Consider the following 23,880-nt stretch of genomic DNA (forward strand, 5'->3'; position numbering starts at 1 on the left):
CGGCGGACGGCGGGGAGCTGTTCGCCCGTGCGGCGGCGCACGGCGACGACCACGCGATCAAGTTCGTCGACACGGCCCTGGACGTCGGCGACGCGCCCGCGTTCGCCGCCGCCCTGCGCTCGATCGCGCTGATCCCTCCGGCCGACGCGCGCTGAGCCATCCCGGCCGAGGACGCACCCGCCGGGCGGGGCGGGGCGGCTCAGCCGAACTGCACCGACCGCTTCGCCAGCCCCATCCAGAAGCCGTCGATGACGCTCCGCCCCCGGTCCAGCTCGTCCTCGGCCGCGCCGAGCGTCACGAACAGCGGGGCGAAGTGCTCGGTGCGCGGGTGGGCCAGCCGCCCGGCGGGCGAGGCCTGCTCGAAGTTCAGGAGGGCGTCGACGTTCCTGTCGTGCAGGGCCCGGCCGCCCCAGTCGTCGAACTCCGCCGACCAGCCGGGCACGCCGCCGCCGGGGTGGCGCAGGGCGGCCAGGTTGTGGGTGAAGAAGCCGCTGCCGACGATGAGCACGCCCTCGTCGCGCAGCGGGGCGAGCCTGCGTCCGACGGCCATCAGTTTCCGCGGGTCGAGCGTGGGCAGGGACATCTGGAGCACGGGGACGTCGGCGTCCGGGTACATCTCCATCAGCGGCACGTACGCCCCGTGGTCGAGCCCGCGGTCCGGTGCGTCCTGGATCGGCGTCCCGGCCCTCCGAAGCAGCTTGCGGACGCTGTCGGCGAGCCGCGGGGCGCCGGGGGCCCCGTACCGCACCCGGTAGTACCGCTCGGGAAATCCCCAGAAGTCGTGGACGAGCGGCGCGGCGCCGGTGGCCCCGACCGCGAGCGGCGCCTCCTCCCAGTGGGCGCAGACCATGAGGATCGCGCGGGGGCGGGGCAGCGCGGCGGACCACGCGGCCAGCTCGCCGGGCCACACGGGATCGTCGGCGAGCGGTGGCGCGCCGTGCGAGAGATAGAGGGCGGGCATGCGCTCCGCGGTGACGGTCATGGCACTCCCCTTCCGTGGGAGACGGGACCCGCCGGGATCTGGGCGCAAGGGCTTCAGATCCGGTCACGAGCCGGTCCGGGCGTTAATGGCAGAGGTCGTCCGGGAGATCGTTGTCCAGGGGCCCCGCGGAACTCCCCCGGACTTCCGCGGGAATCCACCCGAACAAGGTTCTTGAATCTTCAAGTTCCAGCCCTCGGAGACCCTAGCCCTATCTAGTTCAACTTTCAAGAAAAGGTCGTACAGTGGAGTACATGACCACGGCATCCACCGGCGCGACGCGTTGGCTCACCGACGAGGAGCAGCGCGTCTGGCGCGCCTATCTTCAGGCCACCACGCTGCTGGAGGACCACCTCGACCGGCAGCTCCAGCGCGACGCCGGCATGCCGCACATCTACTACGGCCTGCTCGTCCAGCTCTCGCAGGCCCCCCGGCGCCGGATGCGGATGACGGAGCTCGCCCGGAACGCGAAGATCACCCGTTCGCGGCTCTCGCACGCCATCGCACGACTGGAGAAGAGCGGCTGGGTGCGGCGTGAGGACTGCCCCTCCGACAAACGGGGCCAGAACGCGGTGCTCACGGACGACGGTCAGGCGATGCTGCGCGACTCGGCCCCGGGCCATGTCGACGCCGTACGGCAGGCGATGTTCGACCGGCTCACCCCCGAACAGGTGGACCACCTCGGGGAGATCATGCGGGTGCTCGCCGCCGGGCTCGAACCGGAGGGCCCGGACGCGGACCTGCCCTGGCTCCGCTGAGCGGAGCCAGGGCAGGCACAGCCGGGGCAGGCCGAGCGGCCCTGCGGGGCCGCCGGACGGCGGCCCCGCAGGGTCAGTGGGCGACGACCGGAATCCTGATCTCGTCCTCGACGCCCGTCTCCGACGCCTCGCCCGTGGGACCCGTGCCCGTTCCGGGCCGGCCGGTGTCGATCAGGACGAACGCGATGGCGGAGGCGACGACGAGGATGCCCACCGCCCACCAGATCGCGCTGGAGAAGCCGTTGACCATGGCCTGGAGCTCCAGCAGCCGCGGGTCGGCGGCACGGGACGCGTGGTCGGCGATGTAGGCGGTGGTGGCGCTCGCCGCGATGGTGTTGAGCAGAGCGGTGCCGATGGCGCCGCCGACCTGCTGCGAGGTGTTGACCATCGCGGAGGCGACCCCCGCGTCACGCGGCTCGATGCCGTGCGTGGCCAGGGACATCGCCGGCATGAACGCCGTGCCCATGCCGAGGCCGAGCAGCAGCTGGCCGGGCAGGATGACCGCCGCGTAGCTGGTGTCCAGGTCCAGCTGGGTGAGGAGCAGCATGCCGGTTGCGGCGACCAGGAAGCCGGGGCCCATGAGCAGGCGCGGCGGGACCCGGGTCATGAGCCGGGTCCCGATCTGGGTGGAGCCGGTGATCATGCCCACGATCATGGGGAGGAAGGCGAAGCCGGTCTTGACCGGGGAGTAGCCCTTCACGATCTGGAGGTAGTAGGTCAGGAAGAGGAACAGCCCGAACATGCCGATGATCGCGAGACCCAGCGAGAGGTAGACCCCGCCCCGGTTGCGCTCCAGCAGCACCCGCAGCGGCAGCAGCGGCGACTCGACCCGCGACTCGACCAGGACGAAGGCCGCCAGCAGCACGGCGGACGCGATGAACATGAAGACCGTCAGCCCGTCGGACCAGCCGGCCGACTCGGCGCGGGTGAAGCCGTACACGAGGGCGACCAGACCGCTCGTGGAGAGCACGACGCCGGGGATGTCCAGCGGCGAGCGGTTACGGCTGCCGGACGGCTCGCGGATGACGAGGTACGCGCCCACGGCGGCGACGACGGCGAACGGGATGTTGACGAAGAACGTCCAGCGCCAGTTCAGGTACTCGGTCAGGAAGCCGCCGAGGATCAGGCCGACCGCGCCGCCGCCGCCCGCGATGGCCCCGTAGATGCCGAAGGCCTTGGCCCGCTCCTTGGCGTCGGTGAACATCACGGCCAGCAGCGAGAGGGCGGCCGGGGCGAGGAGGGCCCCGAAGACGCCCTGGAGCGCCCGGGAGCCGTACATCATCGCCTCGTTCTGTGCCGCGCCGCCGAGCGCGGAGGCCAGCGCGAAGCCGATCAGGCCGACGACGAAGGCGCGCTTGCGGCCCCAGAGGTCGGCTATCCGGCCCCCGAAGAGGAGGAGTCCGCCGAAGGCGAGGGCGTAGGCGGTGATGACCCACTGCTTGTTGCCGTCGGAGATGCCGAGGTCGGTCTGGGCCGAGGGCAGCGCGATGTTCACGATGGTCGCGTCGAGGACGACCATCAGCTGGGCGAGCGCGATGAAGGCCAGGGCTTTCCAGCGACTCGGATCGGGAAGCACGGTGTCAGCCGTTTTGGACATGGGTGTAGCCACCTAAGGACATAGGACGGCGCGCCGGGGCACAGAGAAGCGGGCGGCGTCGTGAAATGGGCGTCGTGGTGCGGTGAGCGTCGTCTTGGTGATCAGCGCCTGCTCAGGGCGCGCGTGGCGTCGGGTCGGGCAGGCGCGGGCCTCAGGGGCGCCGCAGATCCTCCAAGGTCGCCGCCGACCCGGGCAGTTCGGAGCGGGCCGGGGCTTCCAGGCCGTCCAGGAACAGTTGCAGATGACGGTGGGTGAAGCGGTCGATGCCCTGGCAGGCGATGCCGGGGAGCGGCCGGGTGAGCTGGGAGAGGGCGACGAGTACGTCACCGACGGCGATGTCGGTGCGCAGCCGCCCCGCGGACATGGCGCGCGCGACGAGCCCCTCGACGGCCTCTTCGAGGCGTCGGCGCTCGGCGAGCAGATCGGGGTGGTCCTTGTCGAAGACGCCGGAGAGCAGCGGGCACAGCGCGCCGATCCGTTCGTCGGCGGCCGCGTGCACGAAGCGGCTGAGCGCGGCGAACGGGTCCGACTCCGCCGCCACGGCCTCTTCGGCCCGGCGGGTGGCGCGGGAGGTGACCGCGAGCACGACCTCGTGGGTGAGGGCGGCCCGGTCGGGGAAGTTCCGGTAGAGCGTGGCGTTTCCGACGCCCGCCCGCCGCGCGACGTCGTCCAGCGGCACCTCGGGGCCGAACTCGACGAACAGCTCGCGGGCGGCCGTGACGATCCGCTCGCGGTTGCGCAGCGCGTCGGCCCGCGGCCGGGGCGTACGGCACCGCGCTGCCGGTGCGGTGTTCTCGACGGCACTCGCCACGACGACAGCCCTTCCCTTGCCTCTGTGTCACCGGTCGGCCCCCACCGGTAACCGGGGACCTTCTCCCCGCTTCGGGGGACACGAGTGCAAACGGGGAGAGGCTCCCCGCTTATTTCTCACCCTCCTGTGACCTGCGTCACTGCTCCCCGGTGGGGGAATCCTCCGATCGGCGCACCCAGCGAGCGCCGCCCGGGCGCCCGGCACAGGCTGATCGCCAGAGCGCAGTCAGGGTCGGCCGACTGCCGCGGACCCGAAGGCGCCTCCATGCAGCAGCCTCGCCACCGGATACGCAGACACCGCCGCCCGGCCGCCCTGGCCGGAGCGACCGCCCTGGTCATCGCGGCCGTGGCCTCCGCCAGCACCAGCCTCCCGGCCGCCGGCCCCGCCTCCGCCGGACCGGCGGCGGCCACCCGGGAGTCCGCGCTCGCCCCCTGCCGGATCACCGCCGCTCTGGGCGTCCAGATGTCCGAGGGGCTGCCGACCCCGCCCGGCTACGTCCGGTCCACCGGAGAGGTCAGAGCGCTCAACCTGATGATCGACTTCCCGGACGCGGAGGGCGAGGGACCGGCGGCGGACCGGTTCGCGGAGTTCTTCCCGCAGACCTCCGACTGGTTCCGGACCAGCTCCTACGGCCGGCTCGTCTACCGGCCGGAGGCCCCGGTGAAGGACTGGCTGCGGATGCCGCTGCCGTTCGCGGAGTACGGGATAGAGCGCGGCTCGCCCTTCGAGCCCGGCTACCGGCAGCTGGTCGGGGACATCGTCGCGGCGGCCGACCCGAAGGTCGACTTCTCCGCGTACGACCTGGTCAACGTCCTGGTGACCCCGAACGCCGGGCCCTCCGCGCTGGACACCGTGCTCTCGGTGACCTTCTCCGGCAACGACGAGGCCCCCACCGCCGACGGCGTCCCGCTCTCGAACACGTCGTTCGTCTACAGCCGCCAGGACGACGGGTCGGGGTCGTACGCCGAGACCGGCTACCGCGTCCTGCCGCACGAGAACGGCCATGTGTTCGGACTCCCCGACCTCTACACCCGGGAGGGCGGCGGCTCTGTGGGCCACTGGGACATCATGTCCGAGGACTGGGGCGCCAACAACGACTTCCTGGCCTGGCACAAGTGGAAGCTCGGCTGGCTCGACAACGACCAGGTCAGCTGCGCCTCCCGGCCCGGCGTCAGCGAGCACACGCTCGGCCCGCTGGCCACCGGGGGCGGCGCCAAGCTCGCCTTCGTCCCACTGAGCGCCGAGTCCGGCTACGCCGTGGAGGTCCGGACGGCCGCGGGCAACGACGAGGCGGTCTGCCGGCCCGGGGTGCTGATCTACAAGGTCAGTTCCGACGTGGACACCGGGCAGGGCCCGGTGTCGGTCGCCGACGCCACGGAGGACAGTGGCGGCTGCACCCGGCTTCCCAACGTGCACGCCGAACTGTCGGACGCCGCGTTCCGGCCCGGCCAGACGTTCACCGACCGGGCCAACGGCGTACGGATATCCGTGCTCGACGAGGACGACGACGGCGCCTACCGGGTACGGGTCACCCGCCCCTGACCTGCCCCTTCGCCTCCCCCGTCCCCGGCGCGGCCGCGTCCGCCGCAAGCGGGTCCGCCGCCTTGGCGGACGCCAGGGCCGGGGCCCGCAGGGCGTGCTTGAGGACCTTGCCGGTGGCGTTGCGCGGCAGCGGCTCGTCGGTGAGCACCACATGGGCGGGCACCTTGAACGCGGCGAGCACCCGGCCGACGTGCTCGCGCACGGCCTCGGCGGTGAGGCGGGCCCCGGCGCGCGGCCGGACGACGGCGGCCACCTCCTCCCCCAGCACCGGGTGCGGCACGCCGAGGACGGCCGCGTCCACCACGTCGGGATGGTCGTGCAGGACGCCCTCGACCTCGGTGCAGTACACGTTCTCGCCGCCCCGGAGCACCACGTCCTTGAGCCGGTCGACGATGTGGATGCGCCCCTCCCGGCGCACGGCTAGATCTCCCGTACGGAACCAGCCGTCCTGAACCGCCTCCCGGGTAGCGGCCGGGTCCCGCCAGTAGCCGCGGAACAGCGACTGGCCGCGCAGCCACAGCTCGCCCGGCTCCCCGTCGGGCAGCTCCTCGCCCGACGGACCGGCGATCCTGGTCTCCGTGACCGGGGTGGGACGGCCCGCGCCGCCGGGCTCCGCGCGGTAGTCGGCCCCGAAGTGCGCGAGGACCCCGCCGCTGGTCTCGGTGAGGCCGTAGCCGGTGCGGGGCTCGACGCGCTCGCCGTACCGGGCGGCGAGGCGGGCCACCAGGGCGGGCGGGGCGGGCGCGCCGCCGGTGCTGAACAGGGTGAGCCCCTCCAGGTCGTCGACCGCGGCCCGCTCGGCGGCCTCCAGCAGCTGGAGGCCGGTGGACGGGACGCCGGAGAAGCGCGTGACGCGGTGGGCGCGGATCAGCCGCAGCGCCTCGTCGGCGTCCCACCGGTGCATCAGGACCAGGGTCCCGCCCGCGGCCATCACCCCGTAGAGGGCGCTGAACGCGGCGACGTGGAAGAACGGGAACGTCATCAGCAGGACCGGGGCGGGGCCCCGCCCCGGAACGACGCCCCTCGACAGGGCGGAGGCCGCCGCCTGGTAGCGGGCGTTGAGCGCGGCCCCGGCCTGGGCGAGGTGGGTGGCCACCGCGCCCTTGGGGCGGCCGGTGGTGCCGGAGGTGTAGAGGATCGTGGCGTCGTCCTCCGGCCGGGGCTCCACGTCGGGCGGCGCGGCCAGCGGATCGGGCGTGGGGAAGTCCTCGTAACGCTCCACGCGCACCCCGGGCCCGGCCGCCCCGTCCCCGTGGAAGAGGACTGCCCGGGTCCCGGTCCGCCGCGCCCAGCCGGCGACGCGCCCCAGCCGCTCCCCGTCCACCAGGAGCACCCCGGGCTCGCAGTCGTCCAGAGCATGGGCGAACTCGCCCTCGGTCCACCAGGCGTTCAGGGGCACGGCGACCAGGCCCGCCAACTGGGCGGCCCAGAAGGCGATCTGCCACTCCGGGTGGTTCCGCATCGCGATGACGGCCCGGTCGCCGGGGCGCAGCCCGTAGTGATCGCGCAGCCGGAGTGACAGGGCAGAGGCGGCGGCGAAGAACTCGGCGTACGAGTAGCTCCGCTCCCCGGCGATCAGGAACGGGGTGTCGCCGAAGGCCCAGGTCGTCTCCACGAACTCGCGGAGGGTCCGGGGGCCGTCGGCGTACTCCGATGTCCCCCGCTCGCCCCGGACCACGGCGAAGGGCGCGCCGGGGCCGGTGAGGGCGGCGGCGACACGGGCGGCGCACTCCGCGCGGGCGGCGGCCGCCGCGTCTTCGGGGCCCGGGGACGGGCGGGTGTGCGGCACGGGAGGCCTTTCTCGCGCTGACGGGTACGCGAGACGCTATGCGGGCGGAGCCCGCGCGCCAAGGCCCCCGGCACGCGGACGGCCGGAAACGCACGCCGGACGGGCAGCGGCGCCGGGAGGCCGGCGGCCCGGGGAGGCCGTGCCCGGACCGGGCGTACGCCCCTCCCGCGACGTGGGCCGGCAGCGCCCGGCGCCCTCCCGCGGCTCACCCCACCCGCGAGGACTCCGGCGACCGGCCCAGCAGCAGCAGCGCCTCCTCCAGGGGGCCGCAGCCGTCCGGCACCTCCAGGGCGGGGGCGAAGACGGAGCCCGGCGCCCGGTCCTCGGGCTCCGCGGGCACCAGGCGGGCGATCGCCTGGGCGGCGCCCCGGACCTCGTCGCTCAGCTGGAGGTCGACGCCGAGCGCGGCCGCGACGTCCCAGGCGTGCACCACGTAGTCGATGAAGTGGAAGGCGACCGCCTGCACGCCCGGGAAGTCCCGGCCGAGCTCGGGGATGGCGAACTCGCGCTCCATGACCCCGGGTTCGGCGAAGGCGTCCAGAACCACCGCCGCGGCCTCCCGGTGCGCCCGGGCCGGATCGCTCATGTCCTGCGGTTCGCGCCAGTGCGACGCCTCCTGCCCCGCGCCGCGTGCGGCCGCCGCGAACCCGTGGTGCTGCGCGGTCATGTGCGCGACGAGCCTGCGCAGGTCCCACCCCGCGCAGGGGGTGTCCCGCTGCCAATCGCTGTCCTTCGCCAGGTCCACGACGCGCATGGCTTCGTGGACGGCGAGCCGGTCGAGCCCGACGATGTCCGTTCCGGTCGCTGTCATGGGTCGAGCATAAAACTATCTGAACGATCGTGCACGATTACGCCCCGCCGCCTTCGACTTGGCTTTTATTCACCGATTCCGTGGCGATAAAGCGCCTCCGCAATGACGTACGGACAGTGAAGCGAAGGTGAAGGCACAGCAGGAGCGCGGCCGATCGTATTCATCATGCCCTTGGTGTGGTAAACAATATGCACGGTCGTGCTCATTTGTGGGCGGCCATCCGCGCACACGTGAGAAGGGACAGCCGCACACGTGATGGGCAACGAGAGCGGGAACGTGGAGCAGGCGGAGGCGGAGCGCGCCGATCCGTACTGCCTCAAGGAAGGCGAGGCGGACCAGCTGCTGGCGGGCCATCCCTGGCGGCGGTTCGTGGCGCTGGGGGACAGCATGGCGGAGGGGCTCGGCGACCCCGTACCGGGCTATCTCGACCAGCCCTGGGTCGACAGACTGGCCGCCGCCCTCCACCAGCACGCCGGTGACCTCGTGTACCGCAACCTGGGCCGGCGCAACACGCGCGCCGCCCTGGTCCGGTCCACCCAGCTCGACAAGGCGCTGGCGTTCGAGCCGGATCTCGCACTCGTCGCCTGCGGCGGGTTCGACACCCTCGTCGCCCGATTCGACGAACACCGGGTGGGCTCCGAACTACGGGCCATCGTGAGCGCGCTGCAGGACCGCGGAAGCACGGTGATCACCGTGAGCATGATCGACAGCTCGCGGTCGCCGCAGCTCCCGGCCGCCGTCCGCGAACGGTTCGCGGGGCGGCTGCGCGCCCTGGCCGACGCCACCTCGGCGATCGCCCGGGACCTGGGCACGCTCCACATCGACCTGTTCGACCACCCGGTCGCCGACGCGGACGACCTGCTGAGCGCCGACGGCCGGCACGCCAACCGGCGCGGTCACGCCATCGCCGCCGCCGAGGCGGTGCGCGCCGTCGGCGCACACCTGGCCCGGCCCGAGCACAGGAACGGTGCGGCATGACGACGGCCCCCGACCGGGCGGGCACCGCCCCCTCGATACGCGACCGCATGACGCTCGCGACCATCCTGACCGGCGGCTGGCTGGCCCAGGGCTGCTACGCGCTGGCCAAGTCGGGCATCCCCGATCTGCTCACCGACGGCCCCCGTCCGGCCGCCGACCTCGCCGCGGAGGCCGGCGCCGACGCCCGCGCGGTCCGCCGCCTGCTGCGCGGCCTGGCCGCCGGCGGCCTCTTCACCGAACCCGAACCGGGCGTCTTCGCCCTCACGCCGACCGGCCGGCTGCTGTGCACCGACACCGTACGGTCCAGCCGATCGGCCGCGATCATGTTCGGCGAGGAGGTACACCGCTCCTTCGGCGAGATCACCCACACACTGCGCACCGGCCGGCCGGCGTTCGACGCGCTCTACGGCATGCCGTTCTACGACTACCTCGACAGCCAGCCGGAGACGGCCGCCGTGTTCACCGCGGCGATGGGCACCGCACCGGTGCCGGCCGCGCTGAACAGCGTGGACCTCGCCGGCGTCGACACCCTGGTGGACGTGGGCGGCGGCGACGGCAGCCTGCTCGCCAAGGTGCTGCCCCGGCACCCCGGGATGCGCGGAGCGCTGGCCGAGCTGCCGGAGGCCCTCGAAGGGGCCCGCGAGCGACTGGGCGCCCTGGGACTGGCCGACCGGGTGGACTTCACCGCGGGCAGCTTCTTCGACCCGCTGCCGACGGGCGGCGACGTCTACACGCTCTCCCGGGTGCTGCACAACTGGAACGACGAGCGGGCCGTGCAGATCCTGCGCCGGGTCCGCGAGGCCATGCCCGCGCACGGGCGGCTGCTCGTCCTGGAGCGACTGGACACACCGGTGCCCGAGGGCGACGAGCTCTCCCCGCAGGCCGCCCAGGGGCGGCTGATCGACCTGCTGATGCTGGTGATGCTGGAGGGCTGGGACAGGTCGAAGGAGGAGTACCGGGGCCTGCTGGAGGCCGCCGGCTTCACGGTCAGGACGGTGCACTCCCCCCGGGCGCGGTCCGACCGCGCCGAGCACGTCATCGAGGCGGTGCCGGCCGTCACGGACGGCGCGGCGGCGGGAGAGGCGCGATGAGCGCCCCCACGGCCGACGCGGCGCCCCGCCGGGACGCCACCGCGACGGACCGGCTGCTCGTCCTCAGCGTCAGCTCGCGCCCGGAGTTCCACGCCACCGTACGCACCGCGCTGGACGACGCGGGAGACGGCCCCTCTCACGGCGGCGACTGGCCGGAGCTCTACCGGGAGACCGCCCACCGCGCGCACCGCTTCCTGGCCCGCACGCTGGAGGGCGACGAGACCGCACTCGTGACGGCCGGCACGCTCCCCGAAGCCGCGGCCGCCCTGCGCGCGGCGGCCACGGGGTCCGCGACCGCCACCCTCGCCCTGCTGCTGGTGGACGCCCCGGCGGCCGGGCTGAGCACGGACCCGCTCGCGGACACCATGGACGCGGCGCTGGCCGCGTTCCACGCCTCGCTCCCGGAAGAGGTCGCGGCCGACCTGTCGGCCTACACCGTGCACGTCTACGACGAACTCGACCGGTCACCGGTGCGGCTCGGCCGGTCCTACGCGCTCAAACAACTGCCGGAGCAGCCCTGGCTGCTGGCCTCCGACGTCATCTGCGCCTTCGCGGACCAGGCCCAGTTCCGGCACGTCGCCCAGGTCATCCGCGCCGAGGCCGCGCCCCGGCGCATGCTGGCCCAGTGGCTGCACTCCTTCCTGACCGCCCGCTCCGGGACCGCCTGGGGGCTGCACTACTACACCGGTTCCATCGTGACCGGGCTGATCGGCGAACTGGAGCACACCGCCGAGCAGTCCGGCAACCCGGTACTGCGCGGCCCTAGCGAACACGGCCTGGCCTGCGGGGCGATGGCCCGCTGGCAGCTGGACGAGGCGCCGTTCCTCATCGTCGTCACCAACGGCATGGTGGACGAGTTCAAGGGCACGCTCGCCAACCTGCGCGAGACCCGCGCCCGCGGCTTCATCGTCTGCGCCGATCCCGACCCGGGCGGCTGGTTCCCCTTCCAGGGCACCGTCCACGGGGGCGAGGACTCCCGGGAGGTGTTCCGGGCCCGCGGCCTGCACACCTTCCACCTGGACGATCCCGGCCGCCTGGCCGAAGACCTCGCCGCCGCCGGGGCGGCCTACGACGCCGGTGAGGGCCCGGTCGTCCTGCTGACCGCCGAGTCCGCACTGAACGCGCCCGCCACCGACGCCGCGCCCGGCCCGGCCGCCCCGGCTGCCCCGGCCGTCCGCGCCCAGGTCACCGAGAGCGCCATGGAACCGGTGCTGCGCCTGGTCAACGAGGAGCCCGCCCGGCTGCTGTGGCAGTGCGGCAGCCTCGACGAGGAGGAGCGCGCGCTCACCCACGCCCTGGCGCGCACGGCCGGTATCGCGCTCGCCGACTCGCTGACCCGCCCCGGCACGGTGAGCCGCTACCACGAGGGCGCCCACGTACCCGAGTACCTGGGCACTCTCGGCATGATGGGCTGCTCGGCGCGGGTCCACGCCTTCCTGCACCACGAGGAGCGGCTGCGCCGCCGCGCGGACCAGGCGCTGTTCATGCTGAAGAGCAGGATCACCGAGCAGTCCACGCCCTTCACGCCACGCGACCTGGCGCGCCAGTTACGGATCGTCCAGATCACGCACACCCCTGAACACATGGCGCCGTTCACCGACCACCCGGTGGTCGCCGACGCCCGCGACTTCCTCCGGGCCCTGCACCAAGGGCTCGCCGTCGACCCCGAGGTGCTGGCGACCCGCCGCGCGGCCATCGCCGCCACCCAGGACAGCGCGTCCGACGTGCTGCACCGGCTGCCGCTGCGGCCCATGAGCCCGAACTACTTCTTCCACCGGCTGGGCGACCTCCTCACCGAGCTGATCACCGACCACGGCTACACCTACACCGGTCTGTACGACGTGGGCCGCGGCGGCGTCTCGGCCGTACGGAACCTGCCGCGCACCGGCCCCGGATTCTCCGGCTGGTACGGCAGGGCCCTCATGGGCGACGCCCTCCAGGCGGTCCCCGCGGTCGCCCTCACCCGGGACGACAACGTCCTGGCCTTCGTCGGCGACGGCGCCAACGCCCTCGTCCCCGACATCGTGCCGACCCTGGTGCAGCAGGCGGTGCAGTACGGCAGGCGCCCGGCCGGCAACGTCAGCGTCTTCCGGCTGATCGACGGCGGCCACTCCGTCATCCGCACGTACCGCGAGACCCGGACCGCGGTCGCCGCCGACCGGCAGACCCAGGTGCTGCATCTGCGGCAGCCGGAGTGGACGTGCGACTACGGACCGCTGACCGTCTCCCACCACCACCTCACCGACGTGCCCCGGGAGGCGCTTCGCGATCGGCTGCTGCGGCGCGGCGCCGTCGACCTGTACTCGGTGGAGCTGGCGCACAACAACGAGGGGGACGGCATGAGCCCGGCCGGAGCGCTCAGCTGGCAGCGGGACGAGCTGGCCGAACTCACCTTCACCGCGGCGCGCGTGAGCAGGCGGAAGGCGGCACGCACGGCCCGCTGACGAAGCGCGCCACGGGGGCGAGGAGAAGATCCGCCAGGGCGGCCGCCGCCCGGCGGAGCCGCGACGACATGGGCAGGATGAACATGGACCAGGCCACGGCACTGACCGGCAGGACCCTCAACGCCCTTTCCCTCGTGAGCCCGCGGCTGGCGGGCGAAGCCACGTACCGCCTCTTCCGGCTCCCCCTCAAGCGGGCCGCCCCCCGCGAGGAGGAACGCCGGCTGATCGACCGGGCCCATATCGAGAAGGTCCGCGTGGACGGCGAGACGGCCCTCACCTACCGCTGGGGCAGCGGGGAGCGGCCGGTGCTGCTCGCCCACGGCTGGCAGTCGCGCGGCACCTGCTTCGCCCGGTTCGTGCCGGGACTGCTCGCCGCGGGATACAGCCCCGTCGCCTACGACGCGCCCGCCCACGGCGACGCCACCGGCTCCACCACACACGTCCTCGCCTTCCGCGAGGTCATCAGCCACCTGGCAGCGGAACACGGCGAGTTCGAGGCCGTCATCAGCCACTCGGCCGGTGTCATGGCCTCCGTGCTCGCGCTCAGGTCCGGGGTGGCGGCGCGGCGTCTCGTCGCGATCAGCCAAGTGGGCGAGTTCACCTTCCTCTTCGACCAGTTCTGCGGCCGACTGGCGCTGCGGACGCGGCTGAGGGAAGAGTTGCGGCAGCGGATGGAGGACCGCGTCTTCCCCGGTGAGAAGGACATCTGGCAGCGCTTCTCCACCACGTACGAGCCGTCCGGCGTCACCGTGCCGATCCTGATCCTCCACGACGAGGACGACCGGATGGCCGGCGTCGACCAGGCGCGGCGGATGGCCGAGGTCTTCGGCGACCAGGCGCGGCTGGTCACCACCCGGGGCCTGGGCCACCGCAGAATCCTGGACGACCCCGGCGTGGTCGAGGCCACGCTGGAGTTCGTGACGGCCCCGCACAGCGGGCCGTGAAGCAGGACCTCCGCGGCCGTCCGCCGGGCGGCGTCGCCCGCCCCGGCACCCGTGACGGCGGGAGGCGTACGGAGGCCCTCGGGCGCCCTCCCGGCCGTCATCGACCTCCACGACGAGGACGAGGCCTTCGGCGCGGCCCGCGACCAGTGCGCCCCCGGACGGCGGCACGCCTCGGCATCCTTCGCAGTCCACTGCCGCGGGCACGTCCCGTCGAACAGAACAGACCGGCACACCGTGCTCACACGGCCCGCGATCGCCTTCTTCCCCGGCGGACGGCCCCGCCGCTGCCGCGCCCGGCCCGTATGCGTGGACGGTGTCGGCACCGGTGACCGACGGCGGAACGGGCGGCGGCGACCAGCGATGACGACGGCCGCTGCCAGGGATTTCCCGCACATATCGGGCTTATGTGAGATAGACCACTTTCGGGGGCCATAGGCAGGGGCGGTCGCCCCGGCCTACAGTCCTGTCGTTTGCGAAGTATTCGACTCCGCTCCGTCCGGCCCAGCCCTCCGCTCCGTGCACGACCTGTACGCGTACGCGGAGACCGGGCCGATTCCCCGACTCACAAGGAACCGGGAACATCTGCATGGGCACGTTGGAAACCTGGGTCGTCGAGCTCAACGACGCCTTCTGGACATACCTGCTGATTCCGCTGGTCGCCGTGGCCGGCATCTGGTTCACGCTGCGCTCCAAGGGCGTGCAGATCCGCCTGATCCCGGAGATGTTCCGGGTCTTCAGGGACAAGCCGCAGTCCGGCGTCAGCCCCTTCGGCGCCTTCACCATCTCCGCCGCCGCGCGGATCGGCACCGGCAACATCGCCGGTGTGGCCACCGCGATCACCCTGGGCGGCCCCGGAGCCGTCTTCTGGATGTGGATGATGGCCCTGGTCGGCGGCGCCTCGGCGTTCGTCGAGTCGGTCCTGGCCCAGCTGTACAAGGTGCGCGACACCGAGCCCGGTACATACCGGGGCGGCCCGGCCTACTACATGCAGAAGGCGCTCGGGATGCGCTGGCTCGGCGTGGTCTTCGCCGTTCTGATCACGCTGACGTTCGGGTTCGTGCTGACCGCGGTGCAGTCCAACACGATCACGGTGGCCGCGAAGGGCTCCTTCGGCTCGGACCCCTCCTGGTTCAACCCCGTCCTCGGCGTCGTGCTCGCCGTGCTGCTCGCGCTCGCGGTGTTCTTCGGCGTGAAGCGCCTGACGGCCGTCACCAAGGTCATCATCCCGGCGATGGCCGCGCTCTACCTGCTGGTCGGCCTGGTCATCGTGCTCCTCAACCTCGGCAACGTGCCGGGCATACTCGGCGACATCATCGGCGGCGCCTTCGGCTTCCGCGAGGTCGCGGGCGGCGCCGTGGGCACGGCGATCCTCCAGGGCGTGCGGCGCGGCATGTTCTCCAACGAGGCGGGCATGGGTTCCGCCCCGAACGCCGCCGCGGCCGCGGAGACCACGCACCCGGTCAAGCAGGGCCTGGTCCAGACCCTCGGCGTCTACTTCGACACCCTGGTCATCTGCACCATGACCGCCTTCGTGATCCTCTCCGCCAACCCGACCCTCGGTGAGCGCGGTGGCGCGGACGTCACGCAGGCCGCCTTCACCAGCGCGCTCGGCGACTGGGCCGGTCACCTGCTGACCCTGGTGGTCTTCATGGTCGCCTTCAGCTCCATGATCGGTAACTACTACTACGGCGAGTCCAACATCCAGTTCATCACCCGCAGCAAGAACGTGATGAGCACGTACCGCGCGGTGGTCATCGCCTGCGCCGTCCTCGGCGCGATCGGCTCCGTCCCGCTGGTCTGGAGCCTCGCGGACGTCACGATGGGCGCGATGGTCCTGGTCAACCTGATCGCGATCATCCCCCTCAGTGCGGTCGCCTTCCGCCTCCTCGACGACTACCTGGCCCAGCGCCGCCAGGGCCTCGACCCGGTCTTCCGCAAGGACCAGGTGCCGGGCCTGCGCGGCGAGGTGGAGTGCTGGGGCCCGTCGGACCAGGACGCCACGCCGCAGGAGCGGATGCCGGTCGGCTCGCCCTGACACGGAGCGCCCCCGCGCGACCGTACGCATCGAAGGGCGGCGCCCCGGTCGGGGCGCCGCCCTCGGGCGTTTCGAGGTCCGGCCCGCGTCCCGGGCGCCGTGTCGAGCCCGGCGCGGAGGTATCGCGGCGCACTGCGGCAACGGGGGCGACCTCAGCAACGCCTATCCGCTAGGCTGTCAGCGGTCAGTCGATCTCCAGTGCGCCTGCCCGGGAAGGCGTCCTTCCGGATACCTACCGCGGCACCGCCACAACGTCGCATGACCAGGGCGTTTGTCTTACTCCGCCGGCATTTCCCCCTGGGGTCTCCGGCAGGGTCTTCGGCAAGCCCCGGCCTCCGTAGCTCAGGGGATAGAGCACAGCTCTCCTAAAGCTGGTGTCGCAGGTTCGAATCCTGCCGGGGGCACAGCAGCGGTTCAGGAGCCCTCTCGCCCGCAAGGGCGGGAGGGCTTCCCGGCTCGCGCCCTTCCCGCACGCCTCGACCACGGTCACCCGCGACGGGCGGCGCCGCGGACTCCCGTGGCCGCCGCTTCAGCTCAGCTCTTCCGGGCAGGGCGTGCCCGGCTGGAACTGGTACGGGGCGGTCAGCCGGTAGACGCCCGGGCGGGGGGCGAGCAGTTCGGTCCACTCGTCGCCGTACGGGCTCTCCTCGACCTTGATCAGGCAGCCGTGGGTGTTGACGAAGGTCTTCGGCGCGTCCTCGTCGGCCTGGGAACGCTTCTTGGACTCCTCGGTCTCCTGCGGCCGCTCCAGGCTGTTGCCCTCCTCGTCGACGAGGGCGAGCCAGCGGGTGTAGGGGACGCGGATCAGCACCCGCCCCGCCGACTGCACCCGGATCGTCAGCTCCCCGGCGCCCGCCCGTTCCACCGTCGCCGGCGGGTCGGCGAGCGGCACCGGGTCCAGGACCCGGAAGAGCCTCCAGTTGGCGTCGCCCCAGATCTCGCGCAGGTAGGGCTGCCCCGCCTCCACCAGCTCGGCCTCCTGGACCGCCCCGGAGGAGTCGGGCTTGCCCTTGGGCAGCACCACGTAGTGCACCGCCCAGCGGTCCAGCCACTCCCGGTAGTTCACCGGGTCCAGCGTGTCGTCGTAGAAGATCGGGTTGCGCTTTATGTCCGCCTGACGGTTCCAGCCGCGGGCCAGATTGACGTACGGGGCGAGGGCGGAGGCCTCGCGGTGGCTGCTCGCCGGCACGACCTCGACCCGGCCGCGCTCGGCCTTCACCTGCTGGAGCTGGTGCACGAGCGGGGCCAGTTCGCGGTTCCAGGAGGCGGTGGGGGCGGTGCGGACGATGTCGTCGACGCTCTTGAAGCCGATCCAGAAGTTGAGCCCGGCGAACGCGAGGACCAGGGCGTACCAGCGGCGGCTGCGCGGCGCGGCGTACGGCAGGGCGGCGAGCAGGGCCACCCCGGCGAACAGCATCGCCATGCGGGTGATGTTCGACCCGATCTGCGAGTCGATGACGTACGTGAGAAGCGTGCCGATCCCGTAGACGGCGGACGCGGTGCGCACCGTGCTCCAGTCACGCGGTACGAGGACGTAGACCAGGGCCGCGAAGACGAACGGCAGCGAGAGCGTCCCGAACGACATCGGCTGGGTGCCGGAGAACGGGAAGAGCCAGGCGGACAGCGCCACCACGGCGACCGGGGCGAGTCCGATGGCGTACGCCCCCGGGCGTCGTCTGTGCAGGAACAGCGCTGCCGCGACGACCCCGAGGAACAGCCCGGCGACCGGGCTGGACGCGGTCGCGAGCGCGGCGAGCGGCGCGGCGACGGCGGCCTTGGCCCACCGCTTGTACCGCCACCGGTGGGGCCAGCAGAACACCGCGGCGACGGCCCCGACGGCGAACATCATGCCGAGCCCGAACGTGACCCGGCCCGACAGCGCGTTGCACAGGAAGGCGAAGACCCCGGCGAGCGAGCAGGCCAGCGGATTGCGGACGGCGGGGACCCGCACGAGGATCAGCGCGGTCAGCGCCGACGAGACCGTCCCGACGATCATCATCGTCGTACGGACGCCGAGCAGCGACATCACGTAGGGCGACACCACGCTGTAGGAGACCGGGTGCATGCCCCCGTACCAGGCGAGGTTGTACGCGGTGCCCGGATGCCTGCCGACGAACTCGGCCCAGGCGTCCTGCGCCGCGATGTCGCCGCCGGTGTTGGCGAAGAAGAAGAACCACAGGAGGTGGACGCCCGCGGCGACGGCCGTCGCGATGGTGACGGGGTGCCGCAGCAGCCGCCGTTCGCGGGCCGGCGGCTCGATGGCGTCGGGGCCCGCGGAGGGCCGCGGCCGCTCCGGGAGGCCGGAGGAAGCCGGGGGCCCAGGGGGCGCCTGTGCTTCCGGGGGAGCCTGGGATTCCTGACGAGTCCGGGGTTCCTGGGGCCGGGAGGGCGGTATGCGGTGGTGCGGGGCGTCGTCGCGGGCCGGGCCGGGGGCCTGCCCGGCACCGCCGGGCTCCGTGTCCGGCGTCGGTCCGGGCACCGCGTCCGGCCCCGTGCCCCCGCACCCGGAGGACTGCGCCGCCCCCTCGTCCCCGCTGGTGGGCCCGCTCGCGGGAGCGGCGTCGGTTCCCGCCGTCCCGGCCCCGACGGTGTCGTCCGTCTCACGGCCCGGATTCGGCTCCGCGGTGGTCACTACGGCTCTCCCCGTCCTGCGCCGGCCCCGTACCTCTTCGAGGACGCGTCCCAGGGCCCTTCCGTTGTCCGGGGACGCTAACACGTACCCCCGAGACGTATCTCCGTCATATCCGCGGAGGGGCGGGCGGCGCCCTTCCTGGCGTGGCCCGCCCCTCCGCACCGGTGTCCCGGCCGGTGGCTCAGCTGATCCTGGTCAGCTTGTCGCCGAAGGACGCCTCGGCCAGGTCGTCCTGGAGCACCACCGGCGCCGTGACCTTTCCGGGGCCGGTGCCCACGGTCACCATGCCGACCTCGCTGCCGGCCTCCGCGGCGTGATCGATGCCCTCGCCGCTGTCCGTGACCTCCAGCTCGACCTTCAGTCCGGGCCAGCCGACCGCCTTGAGGTTCTTGGTGGCGACCACCGGGGTCCGCCCGCCGAAGCCGTTCTCCACGTACCCGACGACGTCGCCCTCCTTCACCACCGTCGCGGAGGTGGGGGCCTTCTGGGCGTCCTTGATCAGCTTCAGGCTGTTGGTCAGGGACAGCGTCAGGCTGTCGTAGAGCCGGCCGGTGCCGGCCTGCTGGCCCATGACCGCGCCGTAGATCCACAGCTTCTTGCCGTCGACGATCGTGTTCGCGGACCAGAGCAGGTTGCCGCCCGCCGGGGTGGAGGACCCGGTCTTGATCCCGCTCACGCCCGGCTCCAGGAGCAGGGTGTTGTTGTTGTAGATCGTGCCGTCTATGCCCTCGATCTTGATCTGGGGCATGTCCACGACCTCGCGGAAGACCTCGTTACGCATGACCGCCTGCGCCAGTTTCAGCTGGTCGGAGGCGGTGGAGACGGTGGTCTCCTTCAGCCCGCTCGGGTCCGTGTACGTCGACCCGGTCATCCCGAGGTCCTTGGCCGCGTCGTTCATCTTGTCGAGGAACGCCTCCTCTGTGGTGGCGTCCCATCGCGCGAGCAGCCGCGCCGCGTTGTTGCCCGAGGGGATCATGAGCAACTGGAGCATCTGGCGCTGGCTGAGCTTCTGCCCCTTGGTCAGCGGGGCCGTCGACTCGTCCGCGAGCTTGGACTCGTCCTCCGCCTGCTGGTCGACGGTGATCGTCTCGCCCTCCTCCTCACCCTTGAGCGGGTGCTCCTTGAGGATCACGTAGGCGGTCATGACCTTCGCGACGCTGGCGATCGGGGCAGGCTTCTGCGCGCCCTCGGAGCCGAGCGACCCCACGCCGTCCACCATCACCGCCGACTGGCCCTGGCCCGGCCAGGCCAGCTCAGCCTCACCGCCCTCGAAGACGTACGTCGGCTTCGCCGTCAGCCTCAGCTCGGGCTCCGGCAGCGGGCGCATCACCTGCACGATCGCAAAGACGATCAGCAGGAGGAGGACCAGCGGGGTCCAGATCTTGACCCGGCGCACCGCCGTGCGGACCGGGGTCTGTGGCGGCGGCGGGGTGTTCGTCAGCTCGGCGAGCAGATCGAGCGGCGGCCTCGGCGGCATCGGCTGCTGCCGGGTCCGCTCGGCCGCGGCCCAGGACGGGGCGGCGGACTCCGCCGGAGTCGCCGCAGAACCGGGCAGAGCGCCCGAAGAGCCCGAAGCGGCGGGCGTGCCCGCCGACGCCCCGGCCTCCGGTTTGCGGGGCGCGGGGCGCACGTCGTCGGAGCGCAGCGGCACGAAGGTGCTCGTGCGCTCTGCCGCCTTCTCCGGCTCAGCCCCGGACGTGGTCCCGGACGGGTCCTGCGACGTGCTCGTGGACGCGGATTCGGGTGCGCCCTTCGCGTCCTCTGACGTGCCCCGGGAGCCGTCTCCGGTCGGGCCTTCCGTCTTGTCGTCGGCTCCGCTCTCGCGCGGAGGGAGCTTCAGCGCGGTCGTCGCCTGATCGACCCGGCCCGCCGGCTTGACCGCCTGGAAGACAGCCGTGGGCTGATCGACTTCCCGCCGGTCGGAGCCGGCGCCCGCGACAGAGGAGCCGGCAGCCGCGGCAGCGGGCGAATCGGCTGCGCCCTCGGCCGGCCCGGCGTCGGAAGCCCTGCTCCGGGCCTCTGCCGGGGTTCCGGCCTTCGGCTCGGCCTCTTCCTGGCCCTGCTTCTGCCTCTGCTCCCGCTTCATGCCCGCCGCGGACCCGGTCTCCGAGGCTCCGTCTCCGGAGCCCCCCGCAGCCCTCGAGTCCCCCGACCGCTTCGCGTCGGCCTCTGCGTCCGCGTCGGAATCGGCATCGACCCACGCGGTGACGGCGGCGCGCAGCCGGACGTCCTCGGGCTCGTCCGCAGCGTCCTCCGAGTCCGCCGACCCGGCCGTGCCGTCCGCGTCCGGCTCCGTGGCCGCGTCCGGCTCCTTGGGGGCCTCCGGAGCCCGCACGGGGCTCTTCGGGTCCGTGGCGGGCTCTCCAGGGGCCGTCACGGCCGCATCGGGCTCGCCGCCCGGCTCGCGCCCGGCCTCATTCGCGGGGTCGCCCTCAGCCTCGGACTCGGCACGCGCAGCGGTCTCCGGGGCGCCCGCGTCGCCGCCGGCCCGTCCTGCCGCGCCCTCGGGGAGGCGGGGGCGGAAGACAGCCGTCGCGGTGTCGGACGTCGCACCGGCGGCCGTGCCCCCGTCCGCCCCGGAGTCCGTACCGGTGTCCCCGTCCGCGTCCGCCTCCGCGCCGGGGGCACGGAACACGGCGACCCTCGGGTCGCGTTCCTCCGCAGCCGTCCCCGACGACTTCTGCTGCTCCGAATTGCCGGGGGACTCGCCCGCCACCGATGCCTCCTCATGCGCTGCGGGGTCACCCCGCGCTGTCCGAACCATCTACCAGTGTCCTGTGTGAACCCCTGGCCGAGCTGCTAGACGAGAACGACATACCTACTGGTTCCCCTGCAAAGCAGTCAGGCGCTCTCGACAGATGAATGTGAGAGGGGTCACCCTGTCAGACATCCACGCGGGGAGGCATGGATGGGCAGGAGCCGCAGAACAATTCCGGAGGAGCTTCTGCTGCTCGCTCTGGACCCGACCACGGGTACCACAGCGCAGCCGCAGTCGCTCGACCTCGGCCTGGCCGGGGCACAGCTAGTAGAGCTGGCTCTGGCAGGACGGATAGCCCCTGACGGGGATCGTATCGCCGTGGTGATGCCACGGCCGACAGGAGATCCGACTCTGGACTCCGCACTGGAACTGCTGCGCCGTCGCGGCAGCCCGGTACGGGCGGTCCACTGGATCGGCGGACCCCGGCTGGGGCTCCGTCAGATCTATCTCGCGCATCTGGAGCGGTGCGGCATGGTCCATGCCGTGGCGGGCCAGATGTGCGGAGTGCTGCCGACGACTCGCTACCAGGCGACGGAGACGGCGATCAGCCGGGACATCAGGGCCCGGCTGGACACAGCGATCCGCACCGGCGTACCGCCGGACCCGCGGACCGCGGCACTCGCCGCACTGGCCCACGCGGTCGGACTCGGCAAGCATCTGTACCCCGGGAACGAGGGGCGCTCATCGCGCTCCCGGCTCCGGGACCTGATCAGGCACGACCCGATGGGCGGCCTCGTGGCGCACGCCGTGATGGACGTCCAGAACGGCGTGGCGGTCCAGCCGCGCCGTGCGCAGCAGGCAGCGGGCGTTCCGTTGCAGCCGCAAGCTCAGGCCCGGCGCGGCGGCATGGTGCACACCGCCGCGAGCTGACGGACGGGCCTGAGCCGTCGGGACGGACCTGAGAAGCACAACCGCCACACCGCCGCGCCGACGTCTTCGGACCCGGGGCGGGAGCCGCACCACGCGCGGGGCAGCCGGTGGTCACCCACCACCGGCTGCCCCGCGCGCCTGCGCGCCCGTCCACGCTCCGGTGCGTACGCCCCCTCGGTCCGCGTGTGGCCGTTTCCCAGCGCGGCCGGCCCCGGGGGTGGCAATCTGCTGAGCAGTAGATACGCACAGCTACATAGCCGGAGGTGCCGTTTCCGTGGCGTCCAATGTCAACCCCACTGTCAGGCGACGCAGGCTCGGCCAGGAACTGCGCCGCCTGCGCGAACTCAAGGGCATGACCGCGGAGGAGGTGGCGGAGCGCCTGCTGGTCTCCCAGTCGAAGATCAGCCGCCTGGAGAACGGCCGCCGCTCCATCAGCCAGCGCGATGTGCGCGACCTCTGCGGGGTGTACGAGGTCGACGACCACCGCATCGTCGACTCCCTGATGCAGATGGCCAAGGACTCGCGTCAGCAGGGCTGGTGGCACGCCTTCGGCGACATCCCGTACAGCGTCTACATCGGCCTGGAGACCGACGCGGAGTCGCTGCGGGTGTACGAGCCCCAGATGATCCCCGGTCTGCTCCAGACCCGCGCCTACGCCGAGGCGCTGATCAGCGGCGCGCTGCCCGAGGCGCCGCCGGCGGACATCGAGAAGCGCGTCAACGTACGGGCCCGTCGTCAGGACCGGGTCAACGCGCCGGACGGCCCGCTGCGCCTGTGGGCCGTGATCGACGAGTCGGCGCTGCGCCGACGGGTCGGCGGCAAGCAGGTGATGGTCGACCAGCTGGAGCACCTCGTCGAGCAGTCGCACCTCCCCCATGTGACCGTGCAGGTCCTGCCGTTCGAGATGGGCGCGCACCCCGGCGTCAACGGCCAGTACGCGATCCTGGAGTTCCCTGACGCCGCGGACTCCAGCGTCGTCTACATCGAGGGCGTCACCAGCGACCTGTACCTGGAGAAGGCGAACGACGTGCAGCGCTACAGCGTGATGTACGAGCACCTGAGGGCGCAGGCGCTGAACGTGGACCAGACACGGGAGTTCATCGGCGAGATCGCCAAGTCGTACACGAGCTGACCGCCGACGCGCAGATGCTCCCGCACCGTTGCGGCGCCGTGCCGCGTGCGGCCGGAACCAGCCGGTCGCGGCTGGTGACGGCCACGGTGCCACCAGCGGAATCCGGACACCCGACCGATCGCCCGTACCGCATCGAACAGGACGTTGAGCAAGCGGCGGCGGCACAATACACCGCCGCCGCCATAACGCGGAAGGGTTGCCCGGCGAATTCCACCCGGTCGAGTGAACGGCTCTCTCATGGAAGGGGCTTGGCGAGTAGCGTCGATCACGCCAATCGGAATCAGGTTGGTGCGACTCACCCAACTCTCTGAACCGGAGTGAACATGGCAATTCTTCAGGGTGCTACGGACCACTGGACCAAGTCGTCCTATTCCGGGGGCAACGGCGCGTGCGTCGAGGTCAAGTCCCCCGTCTCGCTGTCCATCGCCGTCCGTGACTCGAAGGCCCCCGAGGGCCCCTCGCTCACCTTCGTCCCCGGTGCGTGGAACGCGTTCGTACGCGACGTCGCGGCGGGCGCCGTCGACGCCTGATCCCGCTCGGCCAGGGACGACCGGCAGTCGGCCGGTCGCACGACGACCGCCGGTCACCGGACACGCGACGCGACCGTCGGTCACCCAGCACCACCTGATGGAGCCCTCTCGACCGGTTCGCCGTCCTGGCCGAGGGGGCTCGGCACGCTGTGACGCGGTGGACGGGACAGTGCCTCGCG

The 23,880-nt window shown here is 72.6% G+C and carries 17 protein-coding genes, 1 tRNA gene and 1 pseudogene; 12 read left to right on the forward strand and 7 right to left on the reverse strand.

Features of this window, described 5'->3' with window-relative positions; translation table 11 throughout:
- Window positions 1-155: pseudogene (locus tag V9U70_RS30685) on the forward strand (questin oxidase family protein); the annotation flags it as partial.
- Window positions 156-199: 44 nt separating this feature from the next.
- On the opposite strand, the gene V9U70_RS00740 reads toward V9U70_RS30685, so the two are convergent.
- Entirely contained in the window at window positions 200-982 is a 783-nt protein-coding gene (locus tag V9U70_RS00740; protein WP_336672423.1) for a dioxygenase family protein, read from the reverse strand.
- Window positions 983-1,224: 242 nt separating this feature from the next.
- Here V9U70_RS00740 and V9U70_RS00745 point away from each other — a divergent pair, with 242 nt between their 5' ends.
- Complete coding sequence (locus V9U70_RS00745) at window positions 1,225-1,737, forward strand: MarR family winged helix-turn-helix transcriptional regulator (protein ID WP_336672424.1); 513 nt, start codon at window positions 1,225-1,227, stop codon at window positions 1,735-1,737.
- Between the two features lie 73 nt (window positions 1,738-1,810).
- Here the strand turns inward: V9U70_RS00745 and V9U70_RS00750 are convergent, their stop codons facing one another.
- Together V9U70_RS00750 and V9U70_RS00755 are read right to left on the reverse strand one after the other, a co-directional pair.
- Window positions 1,811-3,334: an MFS transporter gene (locus V9U70_RS00750; RefSeq protein WP_336672425.1), complete on the reverse strand. Its 1,524-nt coding sequence runs from the start codon at window positions 3,332-3,334 to the stop codon at window positions 1,811-1,813.
- Between the two features lie 151 nt (window positions 3,335-3,485).
- On the reverse strand, window positions 3,486-4,145 hold the full coding sequence (locus tag V9U70_RS00755; protein WP_336672426.1) for a TetR/AcrR family transcriptional regulator: 660 nt from the start codon (window positions 4,143-4,145) through the stop codon (window positions 3,486-3,488).
- A 264-nt stretch (window positions 4,146-4,409) separates the two neighbouring features.
- Between V9U70_RS00755 and V9U70_RS00760 the strand changes: the two genes are divergently transcribed.
- On the forward strand, window positions 4,410-5,687 hold the full coding sequence (locus V9U70_RS00760) for a M6 family metalloprotease domain-containing protein (RefSeq protein ID WP_336672427.1): 1,278 nt from the start codon (window positions 4,410-4,412) through the stop codon (window positions 5,685-5,687).
- Here the strand turns inward: V9U70_RS00760 and V9U70_RS00765 are convergent.
- Together V9U70_RS00765 and V9U70_RS00770 are read right to left on the reverse strand one after the other, a co-directional pair.
- The gene (locus tag V9U70_RS00765) at window positions 5,674-7,476 is read right to left on the reverse strand and encodes a class I adenylate-forming enzyme family protein (RefSeq protein ID WP_336672428.1); all 1,803 of its coding nucleotides are present in this window, start codon (window positions 7,474-7,476) and stop codon (window positions 5,674-5,676) included. The genes V9U70_RS00760 and V9U70_RS00765 overlap by 14 nt on opposite strands.
- Before the next feature lie 205 nt (window positions 7,477-7,681).
- Window positions 7,682-8,287, reverse strand: a complete 606-nt coding sequence (locus V9U70_RS00770; protein ID WP_336672429.1) for a TIGR03086 family metal-binding protein — start codon at window positions 8,285-8,287, stop codon at window positions 7,682-7,684.
- 255 nt (window positions 8,288-8,542) lie between these two features.
- Here V9U70_RS00770 and V9U70_RS00775 point away from each other — a divergent pair, with 255 nt between their 5' ends.
- The 6 genes from V9U70_RS00775 (at window position 8,543) to V9U70_RS00800 (ending at window position 16,183) form a co-directional block, all read left to right on the forward strand.
- The gene (locus V9U70_RS00775; protein WP_336672550.1) at window positions 8,543-9,265 is read left to right on the forward strand and encodes an SGNH/GDSL hydrolase family protein; all 723 of its coding nucleotides are present in this window, start codon (window positions 8,543-8,545) and stop codon (window positions 9,263-9,265) included.
- Window positions 9,262-10,356, forward strand: a complete 1,095-nt coding sequence (locus V9U70_RS00780) for a methyltransferase (protein WP_336672430.1) — start codon at window positions 9,262-9,264, stop codon at window positions 10,354-10,356. Before V9U70_RS00775 ends, V9U70_RS00780 begins: the two co-directional genes overlap by 4 nt.
- Window positions 10,353-12,800, forward strand: coding sequence for a hypothetical protein (locus V9U70_RS00785; RefSeq protein ID WP_336672431.1), 2,448 nt, complete (start codon window positions 10,353-10,355; stop codon window positions 12,798-12,800). Before V9U70_RS00780 ends, V9U70_RS00785 begins: the two co-directional genes overlap by 4 nt.
- 68 nt (window positions 12,801-12,868) lie before the next feature.
- Window positions 12,869-13,744, forward strand: a complete 876-nt coding sequence (locus V9U70_RS00790) for an alpha/beta hydrolase (protein WP_336672432.1) — start codon at window positions 12,869-12,871, stop codon at window positions 13,742-13,744.
- 586 nt (window positions 13,745-14,330) lie between these two features.
- The gene (locus V9U70_RS00795; protein WP_336672433.1) at window positions 14,331-15,779 is read left to right on the forward strand and encodes an alanine/glycine:cation symporter family protein; all 1,449 of its coding nucleotides are present in this window, start codon (window positions 14,331-14,333) and stop codon (window positions 15,777-15,779) included.
- A gap of 331 nt (window positions 15,780-16,110) precedes the next feature.
- Window positions 16,111-16,183, forward strand: a tRNA-Arg gene (locus V9U70_RS00800).
- Between the two features lie 125 nt (window positions 16,184-16,308).
- Here the strand turns inward: V9U70_RS00800 and V9U70_RS00805 are convergent.
- Window positions 16,309-18,411: an MFS transporter gene (locus V9U70_RS00805; protein WP_336672434.1), complete on the reverse strand. Its 2,103-nt coding sequence runs from the start codon at window positions 18,409-18,411 to the stop codon at window positions 16,309-16,311.
- A 181-nt stretch (window positions 18,412-18,592) separates the two neighbouring features.
- Window positions 18,593-21,127: a D-alanyl-D-alanine carboxypeptidase gene (locus V9U70_RS00810; protein WP_336672435.1), complete on the reverse strand. Its 2,535-nt coding sequence runs from the start codon at window positions 21,125-21,127 to the stop codon at window positions 18,593-18,595.
- 192 nt (window positions 21,128-21,319) lie between these two features.
- Here V9U70_RS00810 and V9U70_RS00815 point away from each other — a divergent pair, with 192 nt between their 5' ends.
- From V9U70_RS00815 to V9U70_RS00825, 3 genes are all read left to right on the forward strand, one after another.
- Complete coding sequence (locus V9U70_RS00815) at window positions 21,320-22,039, forward strand: GOLPH3/VPS74 family protein (protein ID WP_336672436.1); 720 nt, start codon at window positions 21,320-21,322, stop codon at window positions 22,037-22,039.
- A 274-nt stretch (window positions 22,040-22,313) separates the two neighbouring features.
- The gene (locus tag V9U70_RS00820; RefSeq protein ID WP_336672437.1) at window positions 22,314-23,171 is read left to right on the forward strand and encodes a helix-turn-helix domain-containing protein; all 858 of its coding nucleotides are present in this window, start codon (window positions 22,314-22,316) and stop codon (window positions 23,169-23,171) included.
- 323 nt (window positions 23,172-23,494) lie between these two features.
- Entirely contained in the window at window positions 23,495-23,701 is a 207-nt protein-coding gene (locus V9U70_RS00825) for a DUF397 domain-containing protein (RefSeq protein WP_336672438.1), read from the forward strand.
- Window positions 23,702-23,880: the final 179 nt, after the last annotated feature.

This window comes from Streptomyces pratensis, assembly GCF_037137275.1.
In the GTDB taxonomy this organism is placed as follows: Bacteria; Actinomycetota; Actinomycetes; order Streptomycetales; family Streptomycetaceae; genus Streptomyces; species Streptomyces pratensis_B.